Genomic DNA, 26,500 nt, shown 5'->3' with positions numbered 1-26,500 from the left:
CACCAGTGACTACTGAAGAACTCGCCACAAAGATCGTGGCGATTCTCACCGAACATCGACAAACGATTGCATTGGCTGAGTCACTGACTGGTGGGCTTCTCTGCGCACAGTTGGTTGCGGTGCCGGGGGCATCGGCCGTGCTCAACGGCGCAGTAGTCGCGTACAACACAGCCATCAAGCATCAAGTTCTTGGCGTCGATGCGAGCCTGTTGGCGATCCATGGCACCGTGCATCCGGATGTCGCAGCTCACATGGCTACCGGCGTGCGTGGCCTGCTCGGGGTCGGTGAGCAGCAGGCAACCTTCGGTTTGGCAACCACGGGAGTCGCCGGCCCAGAATCGCACGAGGGCAAGATCCCTGGCACTGTGTTCATCGGATTTGCGGCGACGAACTTTGTGGAGACTCGCGGTTTCGAATTCACGGGGGATCGTAACGAGATTCGTGTGCAGGCGGTTCACGCCGCTCTGGAGTGCCTGTATGAGCACCTCACGGCCGCGAACTGAACTCTGCTAGGTTTCAGCGCACTCGATAGCGATGCTCGGGACGCCCTGTGGTGCCGTAGCGCGGCTCAACTAAAGCGGTTCCGACCCGGACGAGATGTTCAAGGTAGCGCCGTGCGCCGACTCGGGACATTCCTATTGCGGCGGCGATTTCGCTGGCGGACAGGTCGGTTGACGCATTGCCAAGAGTTGTGGACACGAGCTGCAAGGTAGCCGCTGAGAGACCTTTTGGCGGCATCGTCCGGCTCTGATGCGATCCTAAGATTAGGTCGTCTACAGCGTTCTGGCTGAGACTCTCGACGCGGCGTACACTGCCAAGAGCTTCGTGCGACCGGGCGACTTCGTCGAGGCGTTCTCGAAGAGCCATGGCAGTGAACGGCTTGACCAAATAATGCCGCACGCCGTTTGCGCGAGCTTGACGCACACTAGTGAGATCCCGAGCCGCAGTCACGGCGATAACTTCGGTATAGCGGGCGCGTTCCACTCGCAGTCGATTGAGGACTTCGAGGCCAGAAAAGTCAGGCAGGTATACGTCGAGAAGCACCAGGTCAGGGTCCAAGCGGTCGATTGCATCTAGCGCGGCAGCACCGGTGTGCGCCTCAGCGACCACCTCGAATTTATCATGAGCATCAACGAATTGGCGGTGTAGCTGCGCAACCGCAAAGTCGTCGTCGACGACAAGGACTCTGATGGGAAACGTCATAAGATACCCACCGCGCTAGGCGCCCTGCGGGGTGTGGTGTCCTCGTTGAACGGCAGACGCACAGAGATCGTCGTGCCCCCGATTGTGGACTCCTTCACTTTCGCTTCGCCGCCATGGCGATGAGCGATCCGTTCCACGAGCGTTAGTCCGATGCCCCGGGTTGAGGCGACAAGACCGGGGGTGGGGCTTTTCGTCGAGAATCCTGGCGCAAACACCTTGGTCTGCAGTTTTTTGGGGATACCTGGACCATCATCGGAAACCTCGATCTCGACACACCCACCGTTTTCCGCCACCAAGACGCGGACGGTGGCGCCTGACGCACAAGCTTCGGCGGCGTTATCAACGAGGTTTCCCAACACTGTCAGCAAGTCATCCCGCAGCGCCTCCGCACTGGCGTGCGCAGTAAGCGGGGCGAGTATGGATGTGGGGTCGAGTTCGAGATTGATTCCGCGCTCGTGTGCGCGCATCTGCTTCACCAGTAGGAGCGCGGCAATTTCAAGGTCGCGAATTCCACTCTCGCTCGTCACGCTGGAAAGCGTTCCTCCCTCTCCGACGCGTTCAATGAACGATACGGCTTCGGAAATATGGCCTAGTTCGAGGAGGCCGCTGATTACGTGGAGCTTGTTCGCGAAGCCGTGGGCTTGCACCCGGAGTCCGTCGGCGAGGTCGTGTGCGCCGTCGAGGTCTCGCATGAGTGCGTGCAGCTTGGTGTTGTCTCGGAGAATGAACACGGAACCCAGCAGGCGGTCACCGATTCGTGCAGAGTCGCACTGAACCAAGAGCACGCGTTCGCCCGCAAGCACGAGCCGCTGGCGTGACTCTTCATCATCGAGCATGTGCACAAGTTCGTTGCTCAGCACTTCCAAAGCTGGCTTTCCGACGATGTTGTTCTGATTATCAAGGCCAAGCAGGTGTGCCCCGGCGTCGTTGATGAGCGCGACTCGACCATGCTCATCCAATGCGACTAGTCCTTCACGCATTCCGTGCAGCATGGCCTCGCGTGCCTCGAGCAGTCCGACAATTTCGTCGGGCTCAAGCCCGTAGATGCGCCGGCGGATCACTGAGGTGACCCAGGCCGCGCCGACCACGCCGAAGGCAGCGGCGACCCCGATCGTGACGAACAGCGATGCAGAGCTGCCGAGAAAATCACTGCGCAGATTTGACTCAAGAATCCCGACTGACACCGCGCCCACGATGCGGTTTCCGTCAGTAATCGGAACCTTGACGCGCCATGATTCACCGAGGGTGCCTGTCTGCGTTCCGACGTATATTTCTCCAGCGAGCACACCAGACGGATCGGTGGAAACTTGCTTGCCAATTCTCTCTGGGTTCGGGTGGGACAGACGCACACCGTCATTGTCGACCACGACGATGTAGGTCACGTCGGATGCCTCGCGCACGACCTCCGCGATGGGCTGAACGGTAGCGCTTGGCTGAGTGTCGTCGAGCGCATTAATGATCGCAGGAAGCGTGGCGACAGATTGAGCGACGGCGATCATACGATCGCGGTAGGCCTCGCGGAGTTGTTGTTCCTGCAACCATCCGGCAACGAAACCTGTTCCCAGCACCGCGACGAGCACGATTGCCAACTGCAAGAGCAGCAATTGTGTGCGGAGCTTCATCGACCGGGCCACCCGACTAGTGTGCACGAAATAGTGCACTGCTCGTGGCAATCGAGCATCCCATTTTGGGTACAGAACGACCAAAATAACCACTATGTCCGCATCGTTCCGTTATGGCTCGGCTTTCCCTAGCGTGTGAGGCGTGCTGCGGCTAAGCCGTCGACACATCATCCGTTTAGCTCAAGGAGGAGCAATGCGCATTTCTGCACGTTCACAGCAATCATCATGGCGGCACGGGGCAATTACCGTTGTCGTTGGCCTGTCAGCTCTTAGCCTCGTCGGCTGCGCGACCGGTTCGTCACCATCAGACTCAGGCGGCGAGCCTGCCGCATTGTCGTCCGTCAACATCATTGTCCCCGCAGACCCTGGAGGTGGATGGGATCAGACCGGCCGGGCGCTTGCTGAGGTCGGTACCAGTGAGGGGCTGATCAACTCCGCGCCCGTTACCAACATTGGCGGTGCGGGTGGCACGATCGGCCTGTCTTCGCTGGCGAATGAAAACGATCCGATCACTCTCATGCTCACCGGCTTCGTGATGGTTGGTGCGGTGGAGACCAACAGCTCCGAAGTGCGTCTGGAACAAACGACTCCGATTGCTCGCCTCACTGAAGAAGCCGGGGTGATTGTGGTGCCGAAGTCATCGCCATACGAGACGCTCAGCGATCTCGTGGATGACATGATCGCCAATGGTAAAGACGTCTCGATTACGGGTGGTTCCGCTGGAGGTGTCGATCACATTTTGGCTGCGCAACTCTTGAAGGAAGCGGGTCAGAACGCCAGCGAAATCAACCAGAAACTCAATTACATTCCCAATGCGGGTGGTGGCGAGGCTGTCACTTTGCTTCTGGGAAACAAGGTTTCTGCAGGAATTTCGGGAGTGAGCGAGTTTGCTGAGCAGGTCAAGGCGGGCGAGCTTCGGGCGCTTGCGGTGTCGAGTGCGGTGCCAAGCGAGCTTCTCCCCGATGTGCCTACGATCATCGACTCAGGCTATGACCTTGAAATCACCAACTGGCGAGGCGTTCTCGCGCCGGGCGGAATTTCCGACAGCGAGCGTCAACAACTGATCGACCTCGTGACGAAGATTGCCGAAAGCGAAGCCTGGAAAGAAACGCTTGAATCCAAGGGATGGACCAACGCATTCTTGGCTGGCGATGATTTCGATGACTACGTCACGCAAAACATCACCGATGTCACCGCTGTGCTCAAAGACATTGGGCTCATCGGTTAGTTCATGACATCTCCACAGTCAGGCTCGTCCGGCGTCTCGGCGCCGGGCGAGCCCCACTCCGTTTCCGAAAGTAGTTCTAGCCGACGCATTCCGATCGGCGAGTACCTTTTCGCTGCTCTTGCAGCGGGCATCGGAATTTACGTTCTCATCGCCGCCAACTTCATCCGAATTCCTATCTCAAGTAACACGCTGGGCCCGCGATCCTTTCCCTACCTAGTGGGGGCGTTGTTGCTGTGCGGCGGCATCGCAGTTTTTGTTGGCGTGCGGAGAGGTCGATTAGGCGAGGCTGAGGAGGGCGAAGACATCGATAGTTCGCCTGAAACTGACTGGGTGACGGTCGGCAAGCTCATAGCCTTCTTTACAGCTCATGCCTATCTCATCCAGTTCATTGGATGGCCGTTTGCAGCAGCGCTGCTGTTTGCCGGAGCGGCGTGGAGTCTTGGCGCTAGGCAACTGCGCTGGGCGATCCCGATCGCACTAGCCCTCGCCTTCACGATCTACTTTCTCTTCGGTCGGTTGCTCGGACTTTCACTCCCGGCAGGACCACTACTCGATTGGATTCCCTTTTTCTGATGGATAATTTTGGTCAGCTCATGGCGGGCTTCGCGACCGCCCTTCAGCCGGAATACCTCCTCTTCGCTTTTTTCGGCGTTGTGGTAGGCACTGCGGTCGGTGTTCTCCCCGGGATCGGACCCGCAATGACCGTGGCGCTGTTGCTCCCGATTACCTACACGCTCGACCCCACAGCAGCACTTATCGTGTTTGCGGGCATCTACTACGGTGGAATGTATGGCGGATCAACGACCTCGATTCTTCTGAATACACCCGGAGAATCGGCGTCCATCGTCACCGCGCTCGAAGGTAACAAGATGGCGAAAAAGGGTCGCGGGGCAGCAGCGCTGGCGACAGCGGCAATCGGATCCTTTATTGCAGCCAGTGTTGCCACAGTGGGGCTCACTCTTGTGGCGCCGATTCTGGCGCGTTGGGCCGTAACCCTTGGGCCACCTGATTACTTCGCGCTCATGATCGTTGCCTTTACGACGGTTGGCGCGCTCATGGGGAAGTCCGTTTCACGCGGAATGCTGTCGCTGGGACTTGGGCTCTTTCTGGGACTCGTAGGCACGGAGGTCCTCACTGGCCAGCAGCGTTTCACCGGAGGGGTTCCTGTTCTTGCCGATGGAATCGACGTGGTTCTGATCGCTGTCGGCCTCTTCGCCGTTGGAGAATCTCTGTACGTCGCTTCTCGTCTCAAGTCTGGTCCGGTCACTCTGATCCCGGTTACCAAGGGGTGGCGCAACTGGATGAGCAAAGAAGACTGGGCTCTGTCCTGGCGCCCGTGGTTGCGCGGCACGGCGATCGGCTTTCCAATCGGCACCATTCCCGCTGGCGGGGCGGATGTCGCAACCTTCCTCTCGTACGCTGCAGAGAAGCGGCTGGCCAAGAAAGACAGAAAAGCAGCGTTTGGCAAGGGAGCGATTGAAGGAGTTGCTGGCCCCGAATCGGCAAACAACGCTGCGGCCGCGGGAGTGCTTGTTCCCCTGCTGACTCTGGGGCTGCCCACTACGGCCACGGCGGCGATCATTCTGTCGGCATTCCAGTCGTACGGAATTCAACCAGGACCGCTGCTGTTTCAGAACCAGAGCGCTCTCGTCTGGGCATTGATTGCGAGTCTATATATCGGCAACATCATGTTGCTCGTGCTCAACCTCCCGCTCGTCGGCATCTGGGTGAAAGTACTCCAAGTGCCGCGCCCGTATCTTTACTCCGGCATCCTGTTGTTCGCTGCTCTTGGTGCATTCGCGATGAACTTCAACTACCTTGATGTTCTGATTCTGCTGGTCGTAGGTCTTGTCGGGTTCCTCATGCGACGCTTCGGATATCCTGTGGCGCCGATGGTAATTGGCGGAATTCTTGGCCCCATGGCCGAGACTCAGCTGCGCAAGGCACTCGCTATCAGCCAGGGTGATCTCAGTGCGCTGGTGACGAGTCCGTTTGCGGCGATCGCCTATATTTCACTTGTCGGCTTCCTCGCACTTGGCCTGTTTCTCAAGCATCGCCAGCAGTGGATGGAGCGCGAACCCGTCGAGGCGGACGAAGTTAGTGCCCCGTAGCGGGAATATCTGGGAACTCTTTTTGATTACAGACTATGTACTCACAACACATATACAGATGGAATTAGCTACAGTTTCAGCACGGTAAGCTTTTCTATCACTGAACATTAAGGGAGGGTCCAATGGTTCTAGTCCGTCAAGAAATCGGTGACGTTCTCCGCGACGTGCGCCTGCAAAAGGGACGCACCCTTCGTCAGGTCGCAAGCAAAGCGAGCGTTGCGCTCGGATACCTCAGTGAGGTTGAGCGGGGTCAAAAAGAGGCCAGCTCTGAAATTCTTGCTTCGGTAGCCGAAGCCCTCGATACACCGATCTCCGTAATCATGCGTGAGGTTGGCGATCGTCTCGCCGTTATTGAAGGTGCAACGATGATCCCCGATACTCTGCCCGATGAGCTCGTTGCCGAGTTCGATTCGACCTTGGTTTCGCGCTAAATAGTGCACCTCGAATGCCTCGCTCCTGCAGGAGCGGGGCATTCGTTGCTTAAGCCAGGCAAGCATAGGGTGGTCGCATGCGAGTGAGTGAGTTTTGGACGGCTGTCGCCGATGAGTTTGGCGAACCCTATGGTCGGGTGCTCGTCAACGATCAGGTCTTGGGTTCTGTCGGTAGTGTCACTGCCGCTCAAGCACTGTCTCGCGGTGTTCCCGCGCGCCAAGTGTGGGCTGCGCTGTGCGATGCGATGGATGTTCCGTCGGAGCGCCGCTACGGTGTTGGGCAACGCGAACCCAAGAATCAGTAGCTCCGCGCCCGCGTGGTGGGTTCGAACATCTGTTCGATCTTGTTAGTCTTCCCCCTAACATCCAATCGAATACAACTTTTGGGCGCACACGGCACGTCGCTTCTCTGGAATGTCAGATCAGGCACGTAACGTGGCATTTAGTAACACAGCCTTTGTCGGGAGGTTGCGGACCTTGCATCACCGGTCCACACGAATCGCGACAGCCTATGGGCAGCAACCTACGACCAATGGAGAAGATGTAATGCCATCAGCAGCAGACCGCGAGAAGTCCCTCGAGACAGCTCTCGCTCAAATTGACCGCCAGTTCGGCAAAGGCTCGGTTATGCGCCTCGGCAGCGATGAGCGCGCTCCGGTCGAGGTAATCCCCACCGGCTCAATCGCTCTGGATGTCGCGCTGGGCATAGGGGGGCTTCCCAGGGGAAGAATTGTAGAGATCTACGGTCCGGAGTCCTCGGGTAAGACGACGCTAACTTTGCATGCGATCGCCAATGCTCAGCGTAATGGCGGAATTGCCGCCTTTATTGATGCCGAGCACGCGCTCGACCCTGAATACGCTGCAAAGCTTGGCGTAGACATCGACGCGCTGCTGGTTTCCCAGCCTGACACCGGTGAGCAGGCGCTTGAAATCGCCGACATGCTGGTGCGAAGCGGGTCCATTGACCTCATTGTTATCGACTCGGTTGCGGCTCTTGTTCCCCGTGCAGAAATTGAAGGAGAGATGGGTGACGCGCACGTTGGTCTTCAGGCTCGACTCATGTCACAGGCTCTGCGTAAGCTCACCGGTGGCCTCAGCCAGACCAATACCACCATGATCTTCGTCAACCAGTTGCGTGAAAAGATCGGTGTCTTCTTTGGTAGCCCCGAAACCACCGCTGGTGGTAAGGCGCTCAAGTTCTACGCCTCCGTTCGACTTGATATTCGCCGTATCGAAACGCTGAAAGACGGCACGGATGCTGTAGGTAACCGCACGCGAGTCAAAGTCGTCAAGAACAAGATGGCCCCGCCATTCAAGCAGGCGGAGTTCGACATCCTTTATGGCATCGGAATTTCTCGCGAAGGTAGCCTCATCGACTTCGGTGTAGATCACGAAATCGTGCGTAAATCGGGCGCCTGGTACACCTACGACGGCGATCAGCTCGGTCAGGGTAAAGAAAAGTCTCGTGCATTCCTGCTCCAAAACCCGGCCATCGCGCTCGAGATCGAGCAGAAGATCATGCGCAAGCTTGGGGTGGGTGCAGAAGCGAAAGCCGCAAACGCGAGCGAGGCGAAAGCTGTCGCGGATGCTGCGGTTAAGGCTGAAAAGGCGGAGAAAGTTGCACAGGCCAGTGCCAAAGCTGACGGGCCAGTGCTGCCGGTAGCTGACAACGCAACCATGCCACTCAAAACGGCCGTAGGCCAGTAGGTTCAACCATGACTCCCTCCGACGAGGAATACCTCGCACCAGTCATCAACCTGTTTGGCAACCGTTCTGGCACCAAACACACCGAAACGACAGCGACAGCTTCGTCGTCGGAGGAGTCATCAGTATCCGAATCGAGCGCCGGCGTAGCTGAAACCTACACAGGGGCGGATTCATCCATGGACACACGCGCTGACACGAACACAGGCGCAGACACGAACCCGGACACGGATGCGGGGGCGCCCGTGGTCGCTCTCGCGCCCGTTCGTGCACTCCCGACCATGGCCGACTTCACCTCAGCACAAACTGGCGAGCAGTCGCGAGAAGCGGATGCTGTGGAGCCGGAAGCGGAGCCAGTTCACGCGCAGTCGAAAGCGCAAAGACGACAAGCGCGCGACGGCTTTTCAGAGATCAGTCGCGTCAGCATGCGGGCGCTAGCTCGACGTGGCATGTCATCACACGAGATGACGCAGTTTCTGGGAACCCGAGAATTTGAGTCAGAAGACATCGATAGTGAAGTCGAGCGGCTAGAGAACTGTGGCCTACTCGACGACGCCGCGCTTGCAGAGACACTCACGCGAACGCTGCGCGACCGCAAAAAGCTCGGAGCCTCAGCGATCCGCGCCGAATTGCGACGCCGCAAGATTGACCAAGAGCATATTTCTGCCGTGCTTGATGATGATCGAGACGAAGAGCAAGAGCGCGCGACCGAGATTGCACTCAAACGTGCCCCTCAGCTTCGCTCGCTCGATGGCGTCACTGCGAAGCGCCGACTCACCGGCTTCCTTATGCGCAAGGGCTACTCTGGCTCCGTCGTCTCAGCAGCAGTGACCGCAGCGCTTGCGTCTGGTTCCGACGAATCCTCCAGTGGCCCCGTCTTTCGCTAGAGCACCGTCAAACTAAGTCCTCTCAGAGGCTTAAGGTGGAAGACATGATTGACGAAAAACTTGCTAGCCCGCGCAGCTACGAGGTGCGCACCTACGGGTGCCAGATGAATGTGCACGACTCCGAACGGCTCAGCGGCTCTCTTGAAGCAGCCGGATACATCCGAGCAACCGAGGGTCAAGCAGACGTCGTCGTCATCAACACCTGCGCGGTTCGCGAGAATGCCGACAATAAGCTGTACGGCAACCTCGGCATGCTCGCCAGCGTCAAAAGGGAACACGAAGGCATGCAAATTGCCGTCGGCGGATGCCTTGCCCAAAAAGACAAGAACGTCATCCTCGACAAAGCGCCCTGGGTCGATGTGGTGTTTGGAACCCACAACATGGGTTCACTGCCGGCACTACTTGAACGCGCCCGCCACAACGAAGAGGCGCAACTCGAGATCCTTGAGTCACTCGATGTATTTCCCTCGACGCTTCCCGCCAGACGAGAATCCACTCACAGCGCCTGGGTATCGATCTCAGTAGGCTGCAACAACACCTGCACGTTCTGCATCGTTCCCGCGCTGCGAGGCAAAGAGAAAGATCGACGCCCCGGCGACATCCTCGCTGAAGTGCAAGCCATCGTCGACGACGGTGCCATCGAAGTAACTCTGCTCGGGCAGAACGTCAACTCCTACGGTGTTGAATTTGGCGATCGCCAGGCATTCAGCAAGCTCCTGCGCGCGGCCGGAGCAATCGAAGGCCTCGAACGCGTGCGCTTCACCAGCCCGCATCCAGCAGCATTCACCGACGACGTCATCGACGCCATGGCCGAAACGCCCAACGTGATGCCGCAACTCCACATGCCGCTGCAGTCGGGGTCAGACCGCATTCTCAAAGCAATGCGCCGTAGCTACCGCTCAACCAAATTCCTTGGCATCCTCGACCGAGTTCGCGCCCAGATGCCGCACGCTGCAATCACCACAGACATCATCGTCGGATTCCCGGGCGAGACCGAAGAAGACTTCCAAGAGACCCTGCGCGTAGTGGAAGAGTCGCGCTTTGCCTCCGCCTACACGTTCCAGTACTCCATCCGACCGGGGACCCCAGCAGCCACGATGGACGACCAGATCCCCAAAGAGATCGTTCAGGAACGCTACGAACGACTTGCGGCGCTCCAAGACCGCATTTCGCGGGAAGAGAACGACAAACAAATCGGTCGCACCGTGCAGGTCATGGTCACAGCTACCGAAGGGCGCAAGCAGGCCGAGACCGCTAGGCTTTCGGGTCGCGCAGAAGACTCGCGACTTGTTCACTTTGATATTCTCGACGGCAGCGCAACGCCCCGTCCCGGGGATGTCGTCACTCTGACGATCACCGAAGCTGCAGCCTTCCACCTTGTTGCCGATACTCCCGCCGGCGGTGTGCTCGACATTCGTCGCACCACCGCAGGTGACGCGTGGGATCGCGCGCAAGCCGAGTCCTGCGGAGTGCCAACGAGCGCCGCAACAAGCGAGGCCGGTCCGCGGGTATCGCTCGGGCTCCCGACAATCCGTGTCTCGACAACGCCAATCTATGACCCCACAGACTCCCTCCGCTAGGCCTGACGGTGCGGCTGAGCTTGGCGGCATAACTCACGACCTCGTCGTTATTGTCGGCGCAACAGGCACCGGCAAGTCGGAGCTCTCACTCGACCTTGCCGAAGCACTCGCTCAACGAGGAATACCAGCACAGATCATCAACGCTGATGCGATGCAGCTCTACCGCGGAATGGATATCGGCACAGCCAAGCTCCCCGTCGCGGAACGCCGCGGCATCCCGCATCATCTGCTCGACGTTCTTGATCCAACAGACGATGCCAGCGTCGCCCAATATCAGTCAGACGCTCGCACGATCATCCGCGAGATCCAAGGTGCAGGACAGGTGCCGATCTTGGTCGGAGGCTCTGGCCTCTACGTGTCGAGCGTCATCCATGACTTCCAGTTTCCGGCCCGCGATCCCCATGTTCGGGCACGACTTGAGGCCGAGCTAGAAGCACTCGGCGTTGGCATCCTGTTTCGACGATTGCGGGAGTTGGATGCCGACGCGGCGCAATCTATCGGCGCGAGCAACGGTCGCAGAATCGTTCGAGCGCTCGAAGTCATCGAGATTACGGGCAAACCATTCGGTGCAGGACTGCCTCAAGAACAGAAATTGTGGACGCCGGCGCACATCCTCGGCATCGCGGCCCCCCGCGACGAACTAGTCGCTCGACTCAATGAGCGTGTTCGCCGCATGTGGGATTCGGGCCTCCTCGAGGAGCTTCGTGAGCTTCGTGAGCTTCGTGAGCTTCGTCCACAAGGCTTGGGTGTCACCGCGGCCCGCGCAATCGGGTACGCGCAAGCCATCGAACAGTTGGATGGCACGCTCACTGAGGCGGAGGCAATCGAGCAGACTGCGGCTCTCACTCGCCGCTACGCGCGCCGCCAAGTAGGCTGGTTCAAGCGCTACGACCAGTGTTGCTGGCTTCAGTACGACGACCCTGAGCGTGCGCAGCGTGCTCTGGCGATCGTGATGGGGGAGAATGGTGTGCATGGCGACGCTTAACTTCACTAAAGGTCAGGGAACCGGCAACGATTTTGTTCTGTTTGCCGATCCCGATGGTGAGCTCGACCTCACTCCGCAGCAGGTTGCGGCTATCTGCGACCGCCGTTTTGGTGTGGGCGCCGATGGGGTTATTCGCGCAGTTCGCTCACGCAATATTGACGTGGGAGCCGCGGCGCTAGCCGAAGACGCTGACGCTGAGTGGTACATGGATTACCGCAATGCCGACGGAAGTATTGCTGAGATGTGTGGCAACGGCATCCGTGTCTTCGCGCACTATCTTGCCGAAAACGGCTTCGTTGTTTTTGAGCCAGGCGACACTTTGCCGATTGGCACACGCAGCGGAGTGCGCGATGTGCAGCGCAACATGGCCGGCTATCAGTCCGATATGGGCCGCTGGAAACTCGATGGCGGAGAGCCCCTCGTTCGTGCCAAAGAGCTTGACGTCGCGCGTCCAGGGCTCGGTATTAACGTCGGCAATCCCCACGTTGTTGTCGCCTTGGCTGAAGAAGACGAGCTTGATCGTGTCGACCTCAACTATGTCCCCATCATTGACCCGCTGCCAGAAAATGGTGCAAACGTTGAGTTCGTTGTTCCGGCTGAGCCGATGGTCAAAGACGGAGTCGGTTCGATTCGGATGCGCGTGCATGAGCGAGGCAGCGGCGAGACCCAGTCGTGTGGCACGGGAGCGGTCGCGGCAGCGCTTGCCATTCGCCACTACGCGGGCCCCAACGCGCCGCACCAGTGGCGAGTTGCCGTTCCGGGCGGCACAGTCGTTGTGCGCATGTTCCCGACGGAGGATGGCGAGCATGTGTCGCTCAGCGGACCCGCTGAGCTGGTCTACACCGGCAGCCTCGAACTGGCGTAGCAAGCAACTGCGCGGCCGAGCGCGCGTGAACGGCCGCCAGCGAGCATCCACGCCGCTGAGCGGACGAAGGCTCTGTTAGCTGGATTCTGTTGCGCGTTTGTGTGCCCGCAGTAGGCGGTATCCTTTGCTGATTGCGGCCCGGCTGAATGTGAAGTCCTCGGGGAATGCGGATTCCATCCAGCGGTGTAAAGAATCTGATCCCAGATTGCGTTGCACGACGAGCCAGGCATCCGCATCCATTTCGAGTCTGGGCAGCCAGGTTTCGAGAATATTGTGAAGCTCGGTCTTGCCAACACGGATGGGCGGGTTCGACCAAATAGACATAAATGTTATGTCTTCGGGAACATCCTGGGGCAGAACCGCGTTAATATTCGGTATGGACAATTTCTTGGCGTTTGCGCGCACCAGATCCAGTGCGCGCTCGTTGACGTCCACCGCCCACACCGTTGCATGAGGTGATTCGAGGGCAAGGGTGAGCGCCATCGGACCCCAACCGCACCCGAGATCAAGCAAGTTACCTCCCGGAGGCGGCGCTGGCACGTTCGACAAGAGAACTTGGGTTCCCGCGTCAATGTGCGCGGGGCTGAAGATCCCATTAGACGTGACAAGTTCACGCTCGACGCCAGCAATGGTCGCGTGAATCGTCCGCAACGTGAGATCACTCTCGGGTGTTGACGAGAAGTAATGCTCGTTAGCCATGCACAGAACTTACCGAATACTAGAGAAGTAGGGTTAACCCAATGACGCGAAACACGACAGAAACCAGTATCGAGGCCAACAACGGCGACGACGACGCCGAGCGTTCCGTCGACCGTGTTCTCTCCAGCGAAGGCTCGGATCATGCTGCGGTAACGCGCTTCGGTTCCGGTGCATCTGGCGCGCAAGCGCTCCAATCAGATGCTCACTATGAGTCAGATCGAGACGGCGACCAGTTTGATCGAGACGATCGTCAGGCGCTGAAGCGTGTTCGAGGTCTCTCGACCGAGCTAGACGATGTCACCGAGGTCGAATACCGTCAGTTGAGGATTGAGAACGTTGTTCTCATCGGAATTTACGGTCAAGGTTCTCTGCGCGATGCCGAGAATTCGCTGCGCGAGTTGTCCGCTCTGGCGGAGACAGCGGGCGCAGTGGTCCTCGACGGCCTCTTGCAGAGCCGTTCACACCCCGACCCGAGCACATACTTCGGCAAGGGCAAAGCGATCGAACTGCGAGACGTGGTGGCTGCCACGGGCGCTGACACGGTGATCGCTGATACGGAGCTCGCTCCGAGCCAGCGTCGCGCACTCGAAGACGTTGTTGGCGTGAAGGTGATCGACCGCACAGCCGTCATCCTCGACATTTTCAGCCAGCATGCGACAAGTCGCGAAGGTAAAGCGCAAGTAGAGCTCGCTCAAATGGAATACTTGCTTCCGCGATTGCGTGGTTGGGGCGAATCGATGTCTCGTCAGGCCGGTGGCCAGGTCGGTGGCGCGGGTGCCGGTATGGGTAGCCGTGGTCCAGGTGAGACCAAGATCGAGCTCGATCGCCGCCGCATCCACACGCGCATGGCACGCTTGCGCAAGCAGATCAAGGGGTTCGCACCTGCTCGTGAAGCGAAGCGTGCCAACCGTGACCGCTTCGAGGTGCCCAGCGTCGCAATCGCCGGTTACACAAACGCAGGCAAATCGAGTCTGCTCAACCGCTTGACCCGTGCAGGCGTGCTGGTCGAAAACGCCCTGTTCGCGACGCTAGACGCCACTGTGCGGCGTTCAGCGACATCCGACGGTCGACTGTTTACGCTCAGTGACACCGTCGGCTTCGTGCGCAACCTGCCGCATCAGCTGGTCGAGGCATTCCGTTCTACGCTCGAAGAGATTGGGCAGTCAGATGTCATCGTGCACGTTGTTGACGCCTCGCATCCCGATCCCGGCGCTCAGCTGAGCACGGTGCGCGATGTCATCGGCGAACTCGGTGCTCGCGACATCCCTGAGATTGTTGTGTTCAACAAGAGTGATCTTGCGGATGACGACAAGCGACTGCTGATTCGTGGCCTTGAGCCGACGGGCATTTTTGTTTCTGCCCGCTCCGGCGAGGGCATCGACGAGCTCAATGCGCGCATCGCGGAACTGCTGCCAGCTCCCGAGGTCGAGGTCACTCTGCTCGTGCCCTATGACCGCGGTGAAGTCATTTCGCGACTGCACGTGCAGGGTCGTGTGCTGTCGACAGACTATCGCGAGGATGGCACGTTGGTTAATGCGCTCGTTCACCCAGCACGATTGCCGGAGCTTGAGGAGTTTGTGACTAACGCTTCCTAGCTAGTGCTTGACGCTCGTTGGCGTCGGAATGACGAGTGCTAAAGCGAGCGCAGCACCGTGACGACTTTGCCGAGTACTTGGGCATAATCGCCAAGGATCGGCTCAAAGTTGGAGTTGCGGGGGAGCAGCCAGGTGTGGCCGTCGCGCTGACGGAAGACTTTGACTGTTGCTTCATCGTCGAGCATTGCGGCAACGATGTCACCATTTTCGGCGGTCTGTTGCTGACGCACGACCACCCAATCGCCGTCGCAAATTGCGGCGTCAATCATGGAATCTCCGACGACCTTCAACATGAAGAGGTCGCCCTTGCCGACGAGTTGGCGGGGGAGAGGGAATACCTCTTCTACGTGCTGCTCTGCGGTGATCGGTATACCGGCGGCGATACGGCCGACCAGAGGAACCATAGCGGCGTCACCCATTGATGGGCTGATCATGCTGGATTCGTCGACCGCGCTTGGCACGTCAATGAGAACTTCGATCGCCCGTGGGCGGTTGGGGTCGCGACGCACGTAGCCACTGAGCTCTAGCTGGTTCAGCTGGTGGGTGACGCTCGACAGCGAAGAGAGGCCAACGGCATCCCCAATCTCGCGCATGCTCGGCGGGTACCCCTGAGTAGCAACGGCACGTTGAATCATTTCGAGGATCGCGAGTTGTTTCGCGCTCAGGCTGGTACGCCGCCGGGTGCCACGCTCTGTGGCGTCACCGCTTGGGGCTGTTGAGTCAGTCACGATTCCTCGATTTCTGCCACTAACGATTCCAATGTCAGTGGCTCATTCGAAACTGTATCCGCACAAGAAGCCAAAAACAAACATTTGTTCGAGTGTCGCTGAGTAATATCAGTGGCTTGTTCGAATATGTACTTGAAATTCGAACAATTCGAATGTATGTTCGGAACACAGCTTCGCACCCGGCCCTCCCGGCCGAGAGTCGGGTGCGAGAACCCCTAGAGGAGAGAATGATGTCAACTGCAGTGATTGCACCCAACGCGGTAGCCCGTGCTCGGCAGTCCGCACCACGTCTTCGCCTCACCACGCGTGGCCGTGTCGTTCTTATGACGCTCGCGGCCACGCCATTGGTTATTGCCGCTCTGTTGTTCTCGCTCAACGGCGGCGATGCAGCCGCAACGTTGGAGTCAAACGAGAACGCGTTCGTTTATGTCGATGTCACAGCAGGGCAGTCTCTCTGGAACATCGCCGAGACGCACGCGCCAGGTCGCGACCCTCGTGAGGTTGTTGCCCAGCTGATCGAGATCAACCAATTGCCGTCCGCCGATTTGTTCGCCGGCCAACAGCTCGCGATCCCCGCCAGCTTCTCCGGATAGCGAATCTGGCTACAGATATTAGCTAGAGATTGTGGCTAGACACTCCCGCTAGATGCTTCGGCTGCTTTTAGAGGCGCGTGCAGCTGGAGACTCGTCTGCATCTAACATTGTGGAGTGACTTCGCTTTCAGATCTTCCCATCCGCGATGACCTTCGGGGCCTCAAGCCCTACGGTGCACCCACCGATCCGGTGAGCATCCAACTCAACGTCAACGAGAACACGCATCCCATCCCCGAATCGGTTGCTACAGACATCGTGATGGCGCTCGCTAAGGCCGTGATGACGGCGAATCGCTACCCCGATCGCGAGTTCACCGCGCTGCGAGAAGCACTCGCCGCCTACCTCGGTCACGGACTCTCCGCCGAGAACATCTGGGCCGCTAACGGCTCGAACGAAGTCCTACAGCAAACGCTGCAGGCCTTCGGCGGTCCTGGCCGTCGTGTTCTTGGCTTCCCACCTACTTACTCGATGCACCCAATCATCGCTTCAGGAACCGGCACCGAATGGGTCACTGCCTCTCGAGACGCTGCCTATGACCTCAGGCCCGAGACTGTCGTCGCCGCGATAGCTGAGCTCAAGCCCGACGTGGTTTTCCTCTGCTCACCGAACAACCCCACCGGCACCCCGGTGAGCAATGCAACAGTCGCTGCCGCCTATGACGCCACCGATGGCATCGTGCTGGTCGACGAGGCCTACGCGGAGTTCTCCGACCGTGAATCGGCGCTCATGCTGCTCGACGGGCGACCGAGACTGATTGTCTCGCGCACCATGAGCAAAGCGTTCGCGTTTGCCGGGGCCCGAGTCGGCTACCTCGCAGCAGATCCAGCGATCGCCGACGCATTGCGTCTTGTGCGTTTGCCGTACCACCTCTCCGCTCTCACTCAGGCCGCCGCGGTTGCCGCTCTTGCTCACGCACCCGAAATGCTCGCGATGGTTGACGAGATTAGAACGCAGCGCGATCGCATGAGTGCTGGGCTCGCAGCCTTGGGATTCACCCCGGTGTCGAGCGAGGCGAACTTTGTGCTGTTCGGCAACGTCGCAGAACCGCAAGAGCTGTTCCACAAGCTTCTGATTCAAGACATCTTGATCCGCGATGTCGGCATCCCGAACCACTTGCGCGTCACTGCTGGCACTGAAGCAGAGACCACCGCTTTCTTGGATGCGATGGCCGACCTCCAAGCGCTCGGTAGAGTTGAACAATGACTTCACAGCGCACCGCGACTATCACGCGCGAAACCAGCGAGTCGAGCATTGAGCTCTCGATCAACCTCGACGGCACCGGCACCTCATCTATTGAGACGAGCGTGCCCTTCTACGACCACATGTTGACGGCGTTCTCGAAGCACTCGCTGATCGACCTCACAGTGAAAGCCACCGGTGACACTCACATCGATGTTCACCACACGGTGGAAGACATCGGCATTGCGTTGGGTCTCGCGATCAAACAGGCCCTCGGCGACAAGGCTGGCATTTCTCGCTACGGTGACGCACTTGTACCGCTCGACGAGGCACTCGTTCGCGCCGTCGTCGACGTTTCCGGTCGCCCCTACCTTGTGCACACGGGCGAACCTGCCGGTTTCGAGATGCACCTCATCGGCGGACACTTCACGGGTTCAATGGTTCGCCACGTCTTTGAAGCGATTAGCTTCAATGCGGGCATAACCGTGCACATCACTGTTTTGGGCGGCCGCGACCCGCACCACATTGCTGAAGCCGAGTTCAAGGCTTTTGCTCGCGCGTTGCGCGGTGCGGTCGAGCCTGATGCTCGCGTCACCGGAATTCCCTCGACCAAGGGTGCACTGTAGTGGTAGCTCCCTCGGTTGTCATCCTCGACTACGGTTCCGGCAACATCCACTCTGCCGCTAAGGCATTAGAGGCTGCGGGAGCGAACGTGCGTCTCAGCGCAGATCGTTCTGTCGCTGAAGCCGCCGACGGCCTTCTGGTGCCCGGAGTGGGAGCGTTCGCCGCTGTCATGTCGGCGCTCGAATCGGTGCACGGCGGGGCGATCATTGAAAAACGGCTTACAGGAAGTCGCCCGGTGATGGGCATCTGTGTCGGAATGCAGGTGCTGTTCTCCTCGGGCGATGAGCACGGTGTTCAGACCAATGGTCTGGATGAGTGGCCGGGTGTTGTAGAAAAGTTACGCGCGTCAGTTTTGCCCCACATGGGGTGGAACACCGTCGAGACCCCTGACGACACAATGCTGTTCGATTCGATCCGCGATGAGCGCTTCTATTTCGTGCATTCATACGCTGTACAGCAGTGGACGCTTGACGTTCAGCCCCCTTTTCCGCAACCCAAGTTGACCTGGGCAGACCACGGCGGTCGCTTCATCGCCGCCGTTGAAAACGGACCCCTGACGGCTACTCAATTTCACCCGGAGAAGTCGGGCGAAGCGGGAATCCGACTATTAAACAACTGGTTGAAGACCCTCTGATTTTGCGCCAGTTCGACGTGCACTAGAATCGGATGCTTGTGCGCGGCGTTCCGCGATCAGGTCTTTAGAGAGCAAATCTATGAGCGAGTTCAATAAAACACCCAGCCTCACGCTTCTGCCCGCCGTTGATGTTGCTGACGGCAAGGCCGTTCGGCTCACTCAGGGCGAAGCGGGAACCGAGAAGAGCTACGGTGACCCGAGCGCTGCGGCCCATGACTGGGTCGACCAGGGTGCTGAGTGGATCCACCTGGTGGACCTCGATGCTGCCTTCGGCCGCGGCAACAACCAAGCGATGATTAAGAAGGTTATCAAGTCGACGCCGAAGCGCGTCAACATCGAACTTTCTGGCGGCATCCGTGACGACGAGTCGCTGGAAGCTGCACTTGCTACCGGCGCCAAGCGGATCAACCTTGGCACAGCCGCACTCGAGAACCCCGAGTGGGCAGCACACGTCATTGCTGAATACGGTGAGGCGATCGCCGTTGGCCTCGACGTGCGCGGTACAACACTCGCGGCCCGCGGTTGGACTCAAGAGGGCGGCGACCTGTGGACGGTCCTCGACCGCCTCGAGTCGGCTGGATGCTGCCGGTACGTCGTCACCGACGTCACCAAAGACGGCACGCTTCAGGGACCAAACATCGAATTGCTTCGCCAGGTAATGGAACGCACCCACCGCCCGGTGATCGCCTCCGGTGGTGTTTCGAGCCTCGACGACCTCATCGAGCTGCGTCAGCTCGTTCCTCAGGGGCTTGAGGGCGCAATCGTTGGCAAGGCCCTCTACGCAAAAGCGTTCACCCTCGCCGAAGCGCTCGACGTTTCGTCGCAGTAACGATTCTCTGCATCGGTCGCTGACATGAATTCGACAGACTCCGCCGGCACTCCGTGGGAGGGCCGCTCGTTCGAGCCCAATCCGACGCCCGATGATGATGGCACAGCACCTGCGGCGCTCATGGCGATTATTACCCGTTTTCATCAGGGTGATGCAACCGAGGCTGACGTTGTCGACGTTATCCGTGAATCCCGCCTCCTCATCCCGTTGCTCGCTAAAGCGGGGGAAACGGCAACCACCGACGCAGGGCTCACGATCGACAAGACTCAAGAGCTGTCGATCGTGACCGTGACAGGCCCCGATGGGCGCGCCGTGCTGCCGGTATTCAGTTCCGTCAGCGCGATGAGCAACTGGAACCCAGAAGCTCGGCCTGTGCCTGCCGCAGGCACCCGCGTGGCTCTTGCCGCCGCGAGCGAAAATACCGACCTCGTGATCATTGATCCGCTGAGCGACAGTGAGTTCGTCATCCGCCGACCGGCACTGTGGTCGATCGCGCAGTCAACCGCGTGGACTCCCAGCTATTTGCGCGCAGACGTGCGTGACGAATTTGCGGCAGCTGCCGCAGACGAGAACGACGTAGCCGAAGTGCAGCTGCTCGCGGGCGATCCCGGCGCGCGGCTGCACGGCCCTGAGCTGGTCGTTCAGATCGCCATGCGACCGGGGCTAGACCGCGAAGCTCTCGATGCGACCATGGACCGGATGCGCGAGCGCTGGTCGTCATCCGAACTTATTGCGCAGTCAGTTGATTCACTCGCTGTGCAGGTGGTTCGTGCTCCAGAGCCGCCGCTCTAGCTAACCGGCCCGGTCCACTTCTCGCCAGGGCCTTGGCCGGGAGCATCCGGGAACGTCGATGCTTCGCGGAATGCCAGCTGCACTGAACGCAGCCCATCGCGAAGCGGTCGAGCGTGGTGATCGCCGATCTCAGGCGCTGCAGCGGTGACAAAACCAGCCAGAGCGTTGATGAGTTTGCGCGCTTCATCGAGGTCTTTCTCCGATTCGGCGTCTGGGCCATCTGAGAGCCCGAGTTTTACGGCGGCGGCACTGAGCATGTGCACAGCAACGGTGTTAATAACCTCCACCGCAGGCACTTCGGAGATGTCTCGTGCTTCGTTGACGTCGTCATTGGTGGGCTCGCTCATGATGTCCTTCGCTAATTGGGGTTCGCTCTGCTATCCTTATGCAGGCCCGGGGCTTGCCCCGGATACGAAAGTGGAGATTCTCCCACCTGTCAACCGCATACAAGGTTACCGGGTAGTTACACCCCGCATAGTTCGCTTGCGGTTCAGTACGTGTGATCAGTTGTCTGATTGTGTGAATTGTTCCGGATGCTCGCTCTGCAGCTTTAAAGGGTGTTGCAGTGTTCTGCTGCATGATGATCCTCTTTCGTGCCACGGCATCCGCCGAACTGTATTTGTGAAACGCTCTGTGTCTATGAAGCACACGGTGTACATGAAATGCATCACGAACTGTAAGGAGTACACGCATCAGCGATCCTCGTACCAACGACCGAATCCGAGTCCCTGAGGTCCGTCTTGTCGGACCCGCCGGTGAACAAGTTGGTGTCGTCTCTATTGACGTCGCCCTCAAGCTCGCCCAAGAGGCAGATCTAGATCTGGTCGAGGTTGCTCCCAGCTCTAAGCCTCCCGTTGCCAAGATCATGGATTACGGCAAGTTCAAGTACGAAGAGGCGCAGAAGGCGAAAGAAGCTCGTCGCAACCAGACGAACACGATTCTCAAAGAGGTTCGTTTCCGTCTGAAGATCGACACCCACGACTACGAAACAAAGCGCAAGCGCGCCGAAGGCTTCCTCGCCGGCGGCGACAAGGTCAAAGCGATGATCTTGTTCCGTGGCCGTGAGCAGTCTCGCCCCGACCAGGGCGTGCGTTTGCTTCAAAAGTTTGCCGAAGATGTGTCGGAGTTTGGTTCGATTGAATCAACCCCGACTATTGACGGTCGCAACATGGTCATGATTATTGGCCCACACAAGACCAAGGCAACAGCTAAGGCTGAAGCCGAGGCCCGCAAGGCAGCTAACAAGAAGCCTCGTGAGGCAGAAGTTCCAGAGAAAGAGGAGAAAGATGCCTAAGCAGAAGACGCACTCAGGCACCAAGAAGCGTTTCAAGATCACCGGTAGCGGCAAGGTCATGAAGCAGCAGGCTGGTATGCGACACAACCTCGAGGTTAAGAGCAGCAAGCGTAAGCGCTCGCTCAACCAGGATCAGGTTATTGCGCCGCAGGATGCCAAGATCATCAAGAAGCTTCTCGGTAAGTAAAGGGTTTAGGGAATACATCATGGCAAGAGTTAAAAGAGCGGTAAACGCTCACAAGAAGCGTCGGGTTATTCTCGAGCGCGCCAAGGGTTACCGCGGACAGCGTTCGCGTCTCTACCGCAAGGCCAAGGAGCAGGTTACTCACTCGCTCGTATACGCATACCGCGACCGTCGTGCCCGCAAGGGTGAGTTCCGTCGTCTGTGGATCCAGCGCATCAACGCTGCATCACGTGCAAATGGCCTCACTTACAACCGTCTCATCCAGGGCTTGAACCTGGCGGGCGTGCAGGTTGACCGTCGCATCCTCGCTGACCTCGCAGTCACCGAGCCCGCCACGTTCACATCGCTGGTTGCGACCGCTAAGGCTGCACTTCCTGCTGACACCTCAGCACCGCGTTCGGCTGCATAAGTAGTCGCACCACACATCGTGCAACGGCACGCTGTACTGTCCGGTTTGGTCAGCACAGCGTGCCGTTTCTCGTATCAGCGCCGGGTGAGTCTAGGGTTAGCGACGTGATTGATAACCCGCGCTCACCACGCGTACGAGCGGTGGCCAAACTTGAGAAGAAGAGCGCCCGGTCCGAGACCGGGCTTTTTCTCTTGGAAGGCCCCCAATCAGTCTCTGAAGCCCTCAATTTCCGGCCCGAACTCCTTGTCGAGCTCTACGCCACCCCTACCGCGCTTGAGCGTCACACTGAGCTCGCGCGCGCTGCTGAGGCTGCGGGTATAGAGATCGAGTTCGTCTCGGAGCAAGTGATCGAGACGATGGCCGATACCGTCACACCCCAGGGCGTTGTTGCGGTGTGCCGCCAATTCCCGACCTCGGTAAAAGACTTGCTGTCAGGTGGGCCAAAGCTCATCGCAATCCTTGAAGAGGTTCGCGATCCCGGTAACGCGGGAACAATTATCCGTGCCGCGGATGCCGCTGGTGCCGATGGTGTGATTTTCACCGGTCGAAGCGTCGATCTTTACAATCCCAAGGTGGTTCGTGCCACAACGGGTTCGCTCTTCCACCTCCCTGTCGCGGTCGGTGTTGAACTTGACGCTGTTCTTGAGCGCGTCAAGGAGGCTGATCTTCGTGTGATTGCCGCAGACATCAAGGGTGGCGATCTGTTGGCTGCCCGTAAAGAGGGAGTGCTCGATCATCCGACCGCCTGGTTGTTTGGCAACGAGGCTCGCGGCTTGACCGACGAGCACTATGCGCTCGCTGACTGGGTTATCTCGGTGCCGATTTATGGTCACGCAGAGTCGATGAACCTGGCGACTGCGGCATCGGTGTGTCTCTATGAGAGCGCATTCGCACAACGCAGCAGTTGATCTGTGTCACGAGCGTGTTACAACTAGGCGCGCCGTTTGACCCTCCTTGAGAGCATGTGGTTATCTTGCAATATGGCAACACAGAGCGGTGAACCTCTGGTCGTAGTCGACCATGTCAACAAACATTACGGTGAGCTTCACGTGCTCAAAGACATCACCACCACGATTGGTCGTGGCGAGGTGGTGGTGGTAATCGGGCCAAGTGGTTCCGGAAAGTCCACGTTGTGTCGTGCGATCAACCGTCTTGAAACGATTGACGATGGCACCATCACTATTGATGGAAAAGTTTTGCCCGAGGAGGGCGCTGGACTTGCCAAGCTACGTGCAGACGTAGGAATGGTCTTCCAATCGTTTAATCTCTTTGCGCACAAGACAATTCTTGAAAACGTCACGCTGGGCCCGCGCCGTGTGCGCAAGGTTTCCAAAGCCGAAGCCAACAAGCACGCGATGGAACTCCTCGATCGTGTTGGTATCGGCAACCAGGCATCCAAGATGCCAGCTCAGCTTTCCGGCGGTCAGCAGCAGCGCGTCGCAATTGCGCGTTCGCTCGCTATGGACCCCAAAATCATTCTTCTTGACGAGCCCACTTCGGCACTTGACCCTGAGATGATCAACGAGGTTCTGGATGTCATGGTGCAGCTGGCAAAAGACGGCATGACCATGTTGGTTGTGACCCACGAGATGGGCTTTGCGCGCAAGGCCGCCGATCGTGTCATTTTCATGGACGAAGGCGAAATTGTGGAAGAAGCTACGCCCGAGCAGTTCTTCACCAACCCCCAATCCCCGAGAGCGCAAGACTTCCTCTCGAAAATTCTTACCCACTAACTCAGCGGGTAATCCTCACAGCAACAAGGAGAAAAACATGAGACTCAAAAAAGGTCTAATGATTTCTGCCATCGCCGCGGTCGGCATTCTCGGCCTGAGCGCGTGTGCAGCAGACACGGGAACCGCAGAACCCGATGTCGTCGTTCCTGAGTTCGAAGCCGGAACTACAATGGCTGACCTCGCTGACGCGGGCAAGATCACCATCGGCACCAAGTTTGACCAGCCTCTCTTCGGGCTTAAGGGACCGTCGGGCGAGCCGGTCGGCTTCGATGTCGAAATCGGTAAGATCATTGCGGCGTCACTCGGCATCAGCGACGACAACATCGAGTGGGTAGAAACTGTTTCTGCTAACCGCGAGACGTTCATTGAGAATGGCACCGTAGATATCGTTATCGCTACGTACACGATCAACGACAAGCGCAAGGAAGTTATCTCCTTCGCTGGTCCTTACTACAATGCTGGTCAGGACATCCTCGTTCTCGAAGGCAACCCCGAGGGCATCACTGGCCCCGAGGACCTCGCAGGCAAAGCAGTCTGCAGCGTTGCTGGTTCGACCTCAGAGAAGAACATCGCTGAGTACGACGTCGACCTCATCACGACCGACACCTACTCGAACTGCCTCGAGCCGCTTCGCAGCGGCAAGGTCATCGCTGTCACTACTGACAACGTGATCTTGGCTGGACTCGCTGACCAGAACGCTGGCGAGTTCGAGGTTCTGAGCAACCCGTTCACCGAAGAGCCTTACGGCATCGGGCTTGGCCTCAACGATGACGCATTCCGCGACTACATCAACGACGTGCTTGAAGGCTCGTACGACGATGGCTCGTGGGACGCGGCTTGGGAATCAACTGCAGGCCAGGTTCTGAAGCTCCCGACCCCTCCCGCTGTAGACCGCTACAGCAACTAGTGTGCCCGGTGCTCGCTCGCGGCTAGGCCGCGAGCGAGCACCACTCGCGCCGCTACCCACTATTTCTCAGGAGGCACTGGATGGACGTCATCTCCAACGCGATCGACGCCCTTGTCGACATAACGCCGCTCTATATGCAGGGTTTTGTTCTGACTCTCGCCCTTTTGGGTATTGCTGGTGTCGGGGCGTTTATTCTCGGGGTTCTCATCGCATCGATGCGAATTTCGCCTGTCCCTTCTCTCCGCATTTTTGCGACCGTCTACACCGAGATCCTGCGCAACATTCCGCTCCTGCTTGTTCTCTTCTTCTGCGCCTATGTTCTTCCGATACTTGGCGTAGAGCTCGACTACTTCCTATTGGCGGCACTAGGCCTCACGCTCTACACCTCGCCCTTCGTGGCTGAGGCGGTGCGTTCAGGATTCAATGGCGTGCCCGTTGGGCAGGCCGAGGCCGCCCGCAGCATCGGCATGGGATTCACGCAGACAGTTGGTCTCGTGATCCTTCCTCAAGCGGGCCGCATGGTGATCCCGCCCCTCATCAACGTCTTCATCGCTCTTACCAAAAACACCTCAGTGGCTGGCATTTTCTTTGTCAATGAACTATTCAAGGCGACTTACGCGGCAGCGCGAGACAACGGTGATGTTGTCGTTCTCACGCTGGTATACGCGGCGGCGCTCTACCTCGCCATAACGATTCCGCTCGGGCTTATGGCTGGAGCGATTGAGAAGAAGGTCATGGTGCTGCGATGAGCATGAGCGTTCTATACGACGCCCCTGGTCCGAAGACCAGGCGCAACTCGACAATCGCGTCAGTGATTGGCGCAGTCGCAATTTTGGCTGGCCTCGCGTGGGTGTTTTTCATCCTCGCGGCCCCTCGAGTCAACGCCAATGGCGCTGAACAGCCCGGTATGTTTGACGAATCACGACTCAACATCCTTAGCAACCCGGAGCTGTGGGGCGCATTTGGTGGCGGAGTTGTAGATACGCTTCGGATGGCCGCTGTTGCTGGGGTGCTGGCGATCGGAGTGGGAATCCTGTTCTCATTCGGACGCACCGCAGCCTCCAAATGGGTGCGCATCCCCACCTCCGTTCTGCTGGAGTTCTTCCGTGGAATGCCTCTTCTGCTACTGATCCTGTTCGTCTTCCTGTTGTTCTCGACGGGAAGCTATTGGGCTGGTGTGCTTGGACTCGCGGTCTACAACGGCGCGATAATCGGTGAAGCATTGCGTGCCGGTATCAACTCGCTTCCTAAGGGTCAACGTGAAGGCGGACTCTCTGTCGGCCTCACATCACTACAGACTCGCTTCATCATTGAGTTCCCGCAGGCCTTCCGTCAGATGCTGCCGATCATCCTCGCGCAACTTGTCGTGCTGCTCAAAGACACCTCGTTGGCCTACGTTGTGTCCTATCCAGAGCTCGCGCGCACGATCAAGAACCTTCAGAACTTCTACGGCAGCCGCTACCTCTTCACACTGTTTGCCGTCGGTTTTATTATCTACCTCGTGTTGAACTTGACCTTGTCCTACATTGCTCGCTATACCGCGAAGCGCAGCGGGCCGAAGCTCGGCAAAGTCACTCCGGACACGCCTAAGGTGCCGGGAGCTGAAGGGACAAGAGCAATCACCATTCCGCGCGGCCGCAACACCGGTCGTGATCGCACCGGAGGCGACTGGCTCGGCTAAACT

31 protein-coding genes are annotated in these 26,500 nt (G+C 58.6%); 26 read left to right on the top strand and 5 right to left on the bottom strand.

The window, feature by feature from the left end; translation table 11 throughout:
• The first annotated feature begins 5 nt into the window (after positions 1–5).
• Complete coding sequence (locus ACTJJW_RS13170) at positions 6–503, top strand: CinA family protein (RefSeq protein ID WP_462645364.1); 498 nt, start codon at positions 6–8, stop codon at positions 501–503.
• A gap of 13 nt (positions 504–516) precedes the next feature.
• Here the strand turns inward: ACTJJW_RS13170 and ACTJJW_RS13165 are convergent, their stop codons facing one another.
• Together ACTJJW_RS13165 and ACTJJW_RS13160 are read right to left on the bottom strand one after the other, a co-directional pair.
• Positions 517–1,203 carry a response regulator gene (locus tag ACTJJW_RS13165; RefSeq protein WP_462645362.1) on the bottom strand — a complete coding sequence of 229 codons (687 nt, stop codon included), beginning with the start codon at positions 1,201–1,203 and terminating at the stop codon, positions 517–519.
• Positions 1,200–2,825, bottom strand: a complete 1,626-nt coding sequence (locus ACTJJW_RS13160; protein WP_462645361.1) for an ATP-binding protein — start codon at positions 2,823–2,825, stop codon at positions 1,200–1,202. The genes ACTJJW_RS13165 and ACTJJW_RS13160 overlap by 4 nt, the downstream gene beginning before the upstream one ends.
• Before the next feature lie 193 nt (positions 2,826–3,018).
• Here ACTJJW_RS13160 and ACTJJW_RS13155 point away from each other — a divergent pair, with 193 nt between their 5' ends.
• The 10 genes from ACTJJW_RS13155 to dapF all read left to right on the top strand — a co-directional run bounded on the left by ACTJJW_RS13155 (position 3,019) and on the right by dapF (position 12,616).
• Positions 3,019–4,053, top strand: a complete 1,035-nt coding sequence (locus ACTJJW_RS13155; protein WP_462645360.1) for a Bug family tripartite tricarboxylate transporter substrate binding protein — start codon at positions 3,019–3,021, stop codon at positions 4,051–4,053.
• A gap of 3 nt (positions 4,054–4,056) precedes the next feature.
• Positions 4,057–4,626 carry a tripartite tricarboxylate transporter TctB family protein gene (locus ACTJJW_RS13150; protein WP_462645359.1) on the top strand — a complete coding sequence of 190 codons (570 nt, stop codon included), beginning with the start codon at positions 4,057–4,059 and terminating at the stop codon, positions 4,624–4,626.
• Positions 4,626–6,164: a tripartite tricarboxylate transporter permease gene (locus ACTJJW_RS13145; protein ID WP_462645358.1), complete on the top strand. Its 1,539-nt coding sequence runs from the start codon at positions 4,626–4,628 to the stop codon at positions 6,162–6,164. The genes ACTJJW_RS13150 and ACTJJW_RS13145 overlap by 1 nt, the downstream gene beginning before the upstream one ends.
• Positions 6,165–6,286: 122 nt before the next feature.
• A complete protein-coding gene (locus ACTJJW_RS13140; RefSeq protein WP_343926726.1) occupies positions 6,287–6,595 on the top strand; it encodes a helix-turn-helix domain-containing protein in 309 nt (102 codons plus the stop codon).
• Positions 6,596–6,672: 77 nt separating this feature from the next.
• On the top strand, positions 6,673–6,900 hold the full coding sequence (locus tag ACTJJW_RS13135; protein WP_462645357.1) for a DUF3046 domain-containing protein: 228 nt from the start codon (positions 6,673–6,675) through the stop codon (positions 6,898–6,900).
• Between the two features lie 241 nt (positions 6,901–7,141).
• Entirely contained in the window at positions 7,142–8,302 is a 1,161-nt protein-coding gene (gene recA / locus ACTJJW_RS13130; RefSeq protein WP_462645355.1) for a recombinase RecA, read from the top strand.
• 8 nt (positions 8,303–8,310) lie between these two features.
• Positions 8,311–9,186 carry a regulatory protein RecX gene (locus ACTJJW_RS13125; protein ID WP_462645353.1) on the top strand — a complete coding sequence of 292 codons (876 nt, stop codon included), beginning with the start codon at positions 8,311–8,313 and terminating at the stop codon, positions 9,184–9,186.
• Between the two features lie 44 nt (positions 9,187–9,230).
• On the top strand, positions 9,231–10,766 hold the full coding sequence (gene miaB / locus ACTJJW_RS13120; RefSeq protein ID WP_462645351.1) for a tRNA (N6-isopentenyl adenosine(37)-C2)-methylthiotransferase MiaB: 1,536 nt from the start codon (positions 9,231–9,233) through the stop codon (positions 10,764–10,766).
• Positions 10,741–11,751 carry a tRNA (adenosine(37)-N6)-dimethylallyltransferase MiaA gene (gene miaA, locus ACTJJW_RS13115; protein ID WP_462645350.1) on the top strand — a complete coding sequence of 337 codons (1,011 nt, stop codon included), beginning with the start codon at positions 10,741–10,743 and terminating at the stop codon, positions 11,749–11,751. Before miaB ends, miaA begins: the two co-directional genes overlap by 26 nt.
• Entirely contained in the window at positions 11,738–12,616 is an 879-nt protein-coding gene (dapF, locus tag ACTJJW_RS13110; RefSeq protein WP_462645348.1) for a diaminopimelate epimerase, read from the top strand. The genes miaA and dapF overlap by 14 nt, the downstream gene beginning before the upstream one ends.
• A 75-nt stretch (positions 12,617–12,691) precedes the next feature.
• On the opposite strand, the gene ACTJJW_RS13105 is transcribed toward dapF, so the two are convergent.
• Positions 12,692–13,315, bottom strand: a complete 624-nt coding sequence (locus ACTJJW_RS13105; protein WP_462645346.1) for a class I SAM-dependent methyltransferase — start codon at positions 13,313–13,315, stop codon at positions 12,692–12,694.
• A 41-nt stretch (positions 13,316–13,356) separates the two neighbouring features.
• Here ACTJJW_RS13105 and hflX point away from each other — a divergent pair, with 41 nt between their 5' ends.
• Positions 13,357–14,910: a GTPase HflX gene (hflX, locus tag ACTJJW_RS13100; protein ID WP_462645344.1), complete on the top strand. Its 1,554-nt coding sequence runs from the start codon at positions 13,357–13,359 to the stop codon at positions 14,908–14,910.
• Positions 14,911–14,948: 38 nt separating this feature from the next.
• On the opposite strand, the gene lexA is transcribed toward hflX, so the two are convergent.
• Positions 14,949–15,638, bottom strand: a complete 690-nt coding sequence (gene lexA, locus ACTJJW_RS13095; RefSeq protein WP_462645342.1) for a transcriptional repressor LexA — start codon at positions 15,636–15,638, stop codon at positions 14,949–14,951.
• Positions 15,639–15,865: 227 nt separating this feature from the next.
• On the opposite strand from lexA, the gene ACTJJW_RS13090 reads away from it, so the two are divergent.
• From ACTJJW_RS13090 to ACTJJW_RS13065, 6 genes are all read left to right on the top strand, one after another.
• Entirely contained in the window at positions 15,866–16,231 is a 366-nt protein-coding gene (locus ACTJJW_RS13090) for a LysM peptidoglycan-binding domain-containing protein (protein ID WP_462645340.1), read from the top strand.
• A 114-nt stretch (positions 16,232–16,345) separates the two neighbouring features.
• Positions 16,346–17,434: a histidinol-phosphate transaminase gene (locus ACTJJW_RS13085; RefSeq protein WP_462645339.1), complete on the top strand. Its 1,089-nt coding sequence runs from the start codon at positions 16,346–16,348 to the stop codon at positions 17,432–17,434.
• Positions 17,431–18,036, top strand: a complete 606-nt coding sequence (gene hisB, locus ACTJJW_RS13080) for an imidazoleglycerol-phosphate dehydratase HisB (protein WP_462645338.1) — start codon at positions 17,431–17,433, stop codon at positions 18,034–18,036. Before ACTJJW_RS13085 ends, hisB begins: the two co-directional genes overlap by 4 nt.
• Positions 18,036–18,668, top strand: a complete 633-nt coding sequence (hisH, locus tag ACTJJW_RS13075) for an imidazole glycerol phosphate synthase subunit HisH (RefSeq protein WP_462645336.1) — start codon at positions 18,036–18,038, stop codon at positions 18,666–18,668. The genes hisB and hisH overlap by 1 nt, the downstream gene beginning before the upstream one ends.
• Positions 18,669–18,747: 79 nt before the next feature.
• Complete coding sequence (gene priA, locus ACTJJW_RS13070) at positions 18,748–19,497, top strand: bifunctional 1-(5-phosphoribosyl)-5-((5-phosphoribosylamino)methylideneamino)imidazole-4-carboxamide isomerase/phosphoribosylanthranilate isomerase PriA (protein ID WP_462645334.1); 750 nt, start codon at positions 18,748–18,750, stop codon at positions 19,495–19,497.
• Between the two features lie 24 nt (positions 19,498–19,521).
• Positions 19,522–20,289 carry an SseB family protein gene (locus tag ACTJJW_RS13065; protein ID WP_462645332.1) on the top strand — a complete coding sequence of 256 codons (768 nt, stop codon included), beginning with the start codon at positions 19,522–19,524 and terminating at the stop codon, positions 20,287–20,289.
• On the opposite strand, the gene ACTJJW_RS13060 is transcribed toward ACTJJW_RS13065, so the two are convergent.
• Positions 20,286–20,636 carry a DUF1844 domain-containing protein gene (locus ACTJJW_RS13060; protein WP_462645330.1) on the bottom strand — a complete coding sequence of 117 codons (351 nt, stop codon included), beginning with the start codon at positions 20,634–20,636 and terminating at the stop codon, positions 20,286–20,288. The two genes, ACTJJW_RS13065 and ACTJJW_RS13060, sit on opposite strands and share 4 nt — an antisense overlap.
• A 344-nt stretch (positions 20,637–20,980) precedes the next feature.
• On the opposite strand from ACTJJW_RS13060, the gene infC reads away from it, so the two are divergent.
• The 8 genes from infC (at position 20,981) to ACTJJW_RS13020 (ending at position 26,497) form a co-directional block, all read left to right on the top strand.
• Positions 20,981–21,583 (top strand): translation initiation factor IF-3, encoded by a 603-nt coding sequence (gene infC / locus ACTJJW_RS13055; RefSeq protein WP_462645459.1) that lies wholly within the window; start codon positions 20,981–20,983, stop codon positions 21,581–21,583.
• A complete protein-coding gene (gene rpmI, locus ACTJJW_RS13050) occupies positions 21,576–21,770 on the top strand; it encodes a 50S ribosomal protein L35 (protein ID WP_462645328.1) in 195 nt (64 codons plus the stop codon). The genes infC and rpmI overlap by 8 nt, the downstream gene beginning before the upstream one ends.
• A gap of 19 nt (positions 21,771–21,789) precedes the next feature.
• Positions 21,790–22,176, top strand: a complete 387-nt coding sequence (rplT, locus tag ACTJJW_RS13045; RefSeq protein WP_462645326.1) for a 50S ribosomal protein L20 — start codon at positions 21,790–21,792, stop codon at positions 22,174–22,176.
• A gap of 104 nt (positions 22,177–22,280) precedes the next feature.
• The gene (locus ACTJJW_RS13040) at positions 22,281–23,084 is read left to right on the top strand and encodes a TrmH family RNA methyltransferase (RefSeq protein ID WP_462645324.1); all 804 of its coding nucleotides are present in this window, start codon (positions 22,281–22,283) and stop codon (positions 23,082–23,084) included.
• 72 nt (positions 23,085–23,156) lie between these two features.
• Positions 23,157–23,909 carry an amino acid ABC transporter ATP-binding protein gene (locus tag ACTJJW_RS13035; RefSeq protein WP_462645323.1) on the top strand — a complete coding sequence of 251 codons (753 nt, stop codon included), beginning with the start codon at positions 23,157–23,159 and terminating at the stop codon, positions 23,907–23,909.
• Positions 23,910–23,946: 37 nt separating this feature from the next.
• The gene (locus tag ACTJJW_RS13030; protein ID WP_462645321.1) at positions 23,947–24,816 is read left to right on the top strand and encodes a glutamate ABC transporter substrate-binding protein; all 870 of its coding nucleotides are present in this window, start codon (positions 23,947–23,949) and stop codon (positions 24,814–24,816) included.
• An 80-nt stretch (positions 24,817–24,896) separates the two neighbouring features.
• Positions 24,897–25,565, top strand: a complete 669-nt coding sequence (locus tag ACTJJW_RS13025; protein WP_462645320.1) for an amino acid ABC transporter permease — start codon at positions 24,897–24,899, stop codon at positions 25,563–25,565.
• A 2-nt stretch (positions 25,566–25,567) separates the two neighbouring features.
• Positions 25,568–26,497, top strand: a complete 930-nt coding sequence (locus ACTJJW_RS13020) for an amino acid ABC transporter permease (protein ID WP_462645319.1) — start codon at positions 25,568–25,570, stop codon at positions 26,495–26,497.
• Positions 26,498–26,500: the final 3 nt, after the last annotated feature.

Source organism: Rhodoglobus galactosidasius (assembly GCF_054957775.1).
Note: the sequence above shows the minus strand (reverse complement) of the source record. Positions and strands in the feature narration are given on the sequence as shown.

Bases quoted from the DNA above. Each gene is read 5' to 3' on its own strand.
- hflX (WP_462645344.1), top strand. From the start codon at position 13,357: ATGACGCGAAACACGACAGAAACCAGTATCGAGGCCAACAACGGCGAC.
- ACTJJW_RS13140 (WP_343926726.1), top strand. From the start codon at position 6,287: ATGGTTCTAGTCCGTCAAGAAATCGGTGACGTTCTCCGCGACGTGCGC.
- ACTJJW_RS13165 (WP_462645362.1), bottom strand. From the start codon at position 1,203: ATGACGTTTCCCATCAGAGTCCTTGTCGTCGACGACGACTTTGCGGTT.
- priA (WP_462645334.1), top strand. From the start codon at position 18,748: ATGAGCGAGTTCAATAAAACACCCAGCCTCACGCTTCTGCCCGCCGTT.
- rplT (WP_462645326.1), top strand. From the start codon at position 21,790: ATGGCAAGAGTTAAAAGAGCGGTAAACGCTCACAAGAAGCGTCGGGTT.
- ACTJJW_RS13145 (WP_462645358.1), top strand. From the start codon at position 4,626: ATGGATAATTTTGGTCAGCTCATGGCGGGCTTCGCGACCGCCCTTCAG.
- recA (WP_462645355.1), top strand. From the start codon at position 7,142: ATGCCATCAGCAGCAGACCGCGAGAAGTCCCTCGAGACAGCTCTCGCT.
- ACTJJW_RS13150 (WP_462645359.1), top strand. From the start codon at position 4,057: ATGACATCTCCACAGTCAGGCTCGTCCGGCGTCTCGGCGCCGGGCGAG.
- ACTJJW_RS13020 (WP_462645319.1), top strand. From the start codon at position 25,568: ATGAGCGTTCTATACGACGCCCCTGGTCCGAAGACCAGGCGCAACTCG.
- ACTJJW_RS13060 (WP_462645330.1), bottom strand. From the start codon at position 20,636: ATGAGCGAGCCCACCAATGACGACGTCAACGAAGCACGAGACATCTCC.
- ACTJJW_RS13105 (WP_462645346.1), bottom strand. From the start codon at position 13,315: ATGGCTAACGAGCATTACTTCTCGTCAACACCCGAGAGTGATCTCACG.
- rpmI (WP_462645328.1), top strand. From the start codon at position 21,576: ATGCCTAAGCAGAAGACGCACTCAGGCACCAAGAAGCGTTTCAAGATC.
- ACTJJW_RS13135 (WP_462645357.1), top strand. From the start codon at position 6,673: ATGCGAGTGAGTGAGTTTTGGACGGCTGTCGCCGATGAGTTTGGCGAA.
- dapF (WP_462645348.1), top strand. From the start codon at position 11,738: ATGGCGACGCTTAACTTCACTAAAGGTCAGGGAACCGGCAACGATTTT.
- ACTJJW_RS13090 (WP_462645340.1), top strand. From the start codon at position 15,866: ATGATGTCAACTGCAGTGATTGCACCCAACGCGGTAGCCCGTGCTCGG.
- ACTJJW_RS13035 (WP_462645323.1), top strand. From the start codon at position 23,157: ATGGCAACACAGAGCGGTGAACCTCTGGTCGTAGTCGACCATGTCAAC.
- ACTJJW_RS13025 (WP_462645320.1), top strand. From the start codon at position 24,897: ATGGACGTCATCTCCAACGCGATCGACGCCCTTGTCGACATAACGCCG.
- ACTJJW_RS13125 (WP_462645353.1), top strand. From the start codon at position 8,311: ATGACTCCCTCCGACGAGGAATACCTCGCACCAGTCATCAACCTGTTT.
- miaA (WP_462645350.1), top strand. From the start codon at position 10,741: ATGACCCCACAGACTCCCTCCGCTAGGCCTGACGGTGCGGCTGAGCTT.
- ACTJJW_RS13065 (WP_462645332.1), top strand. From the start codon at position 19,522: ATGAATTCGACAGACTCCGCCGGCACTCCGTGGGAGGGCCGCTCGTTC.
- hisB (WP_462645338.1), top strand. From the start codon at position 17,431: ATGACTTCACAGCGCACCGCGACTATCACGCGCGAAACCAGCGAGTCG.
- ACTJJW_RS13160 (WP_462645361.1), bottom strand. From the start codon at position 2,825: ATGAAGCTCCGCACACAATTGCTGCTCTTGCAGTTGGCAATCGTGCTC.
- ACTJJW_RS13030 (WP_462645321.1), top strand. From the start codon at position 23,947: ATGAGACTCAAAAAAGGTCTAATGATTTCTGCCATCGCCGCGGTCGGC.
- ACTJJW_RS13155 (WP_462645360.1), top strand. From the start codon at position 3,019: ATGCGCATTTCTGCACGTTCACAGCAATCATCATGGCGGCACGGGGCA.
- miaB (WP_462645351.1), top strand. From the start codon at position 9,231: ATGATTGACGAAAAACTTGCTAGCCCGCGCAGCTACGAGGTGCGCACC.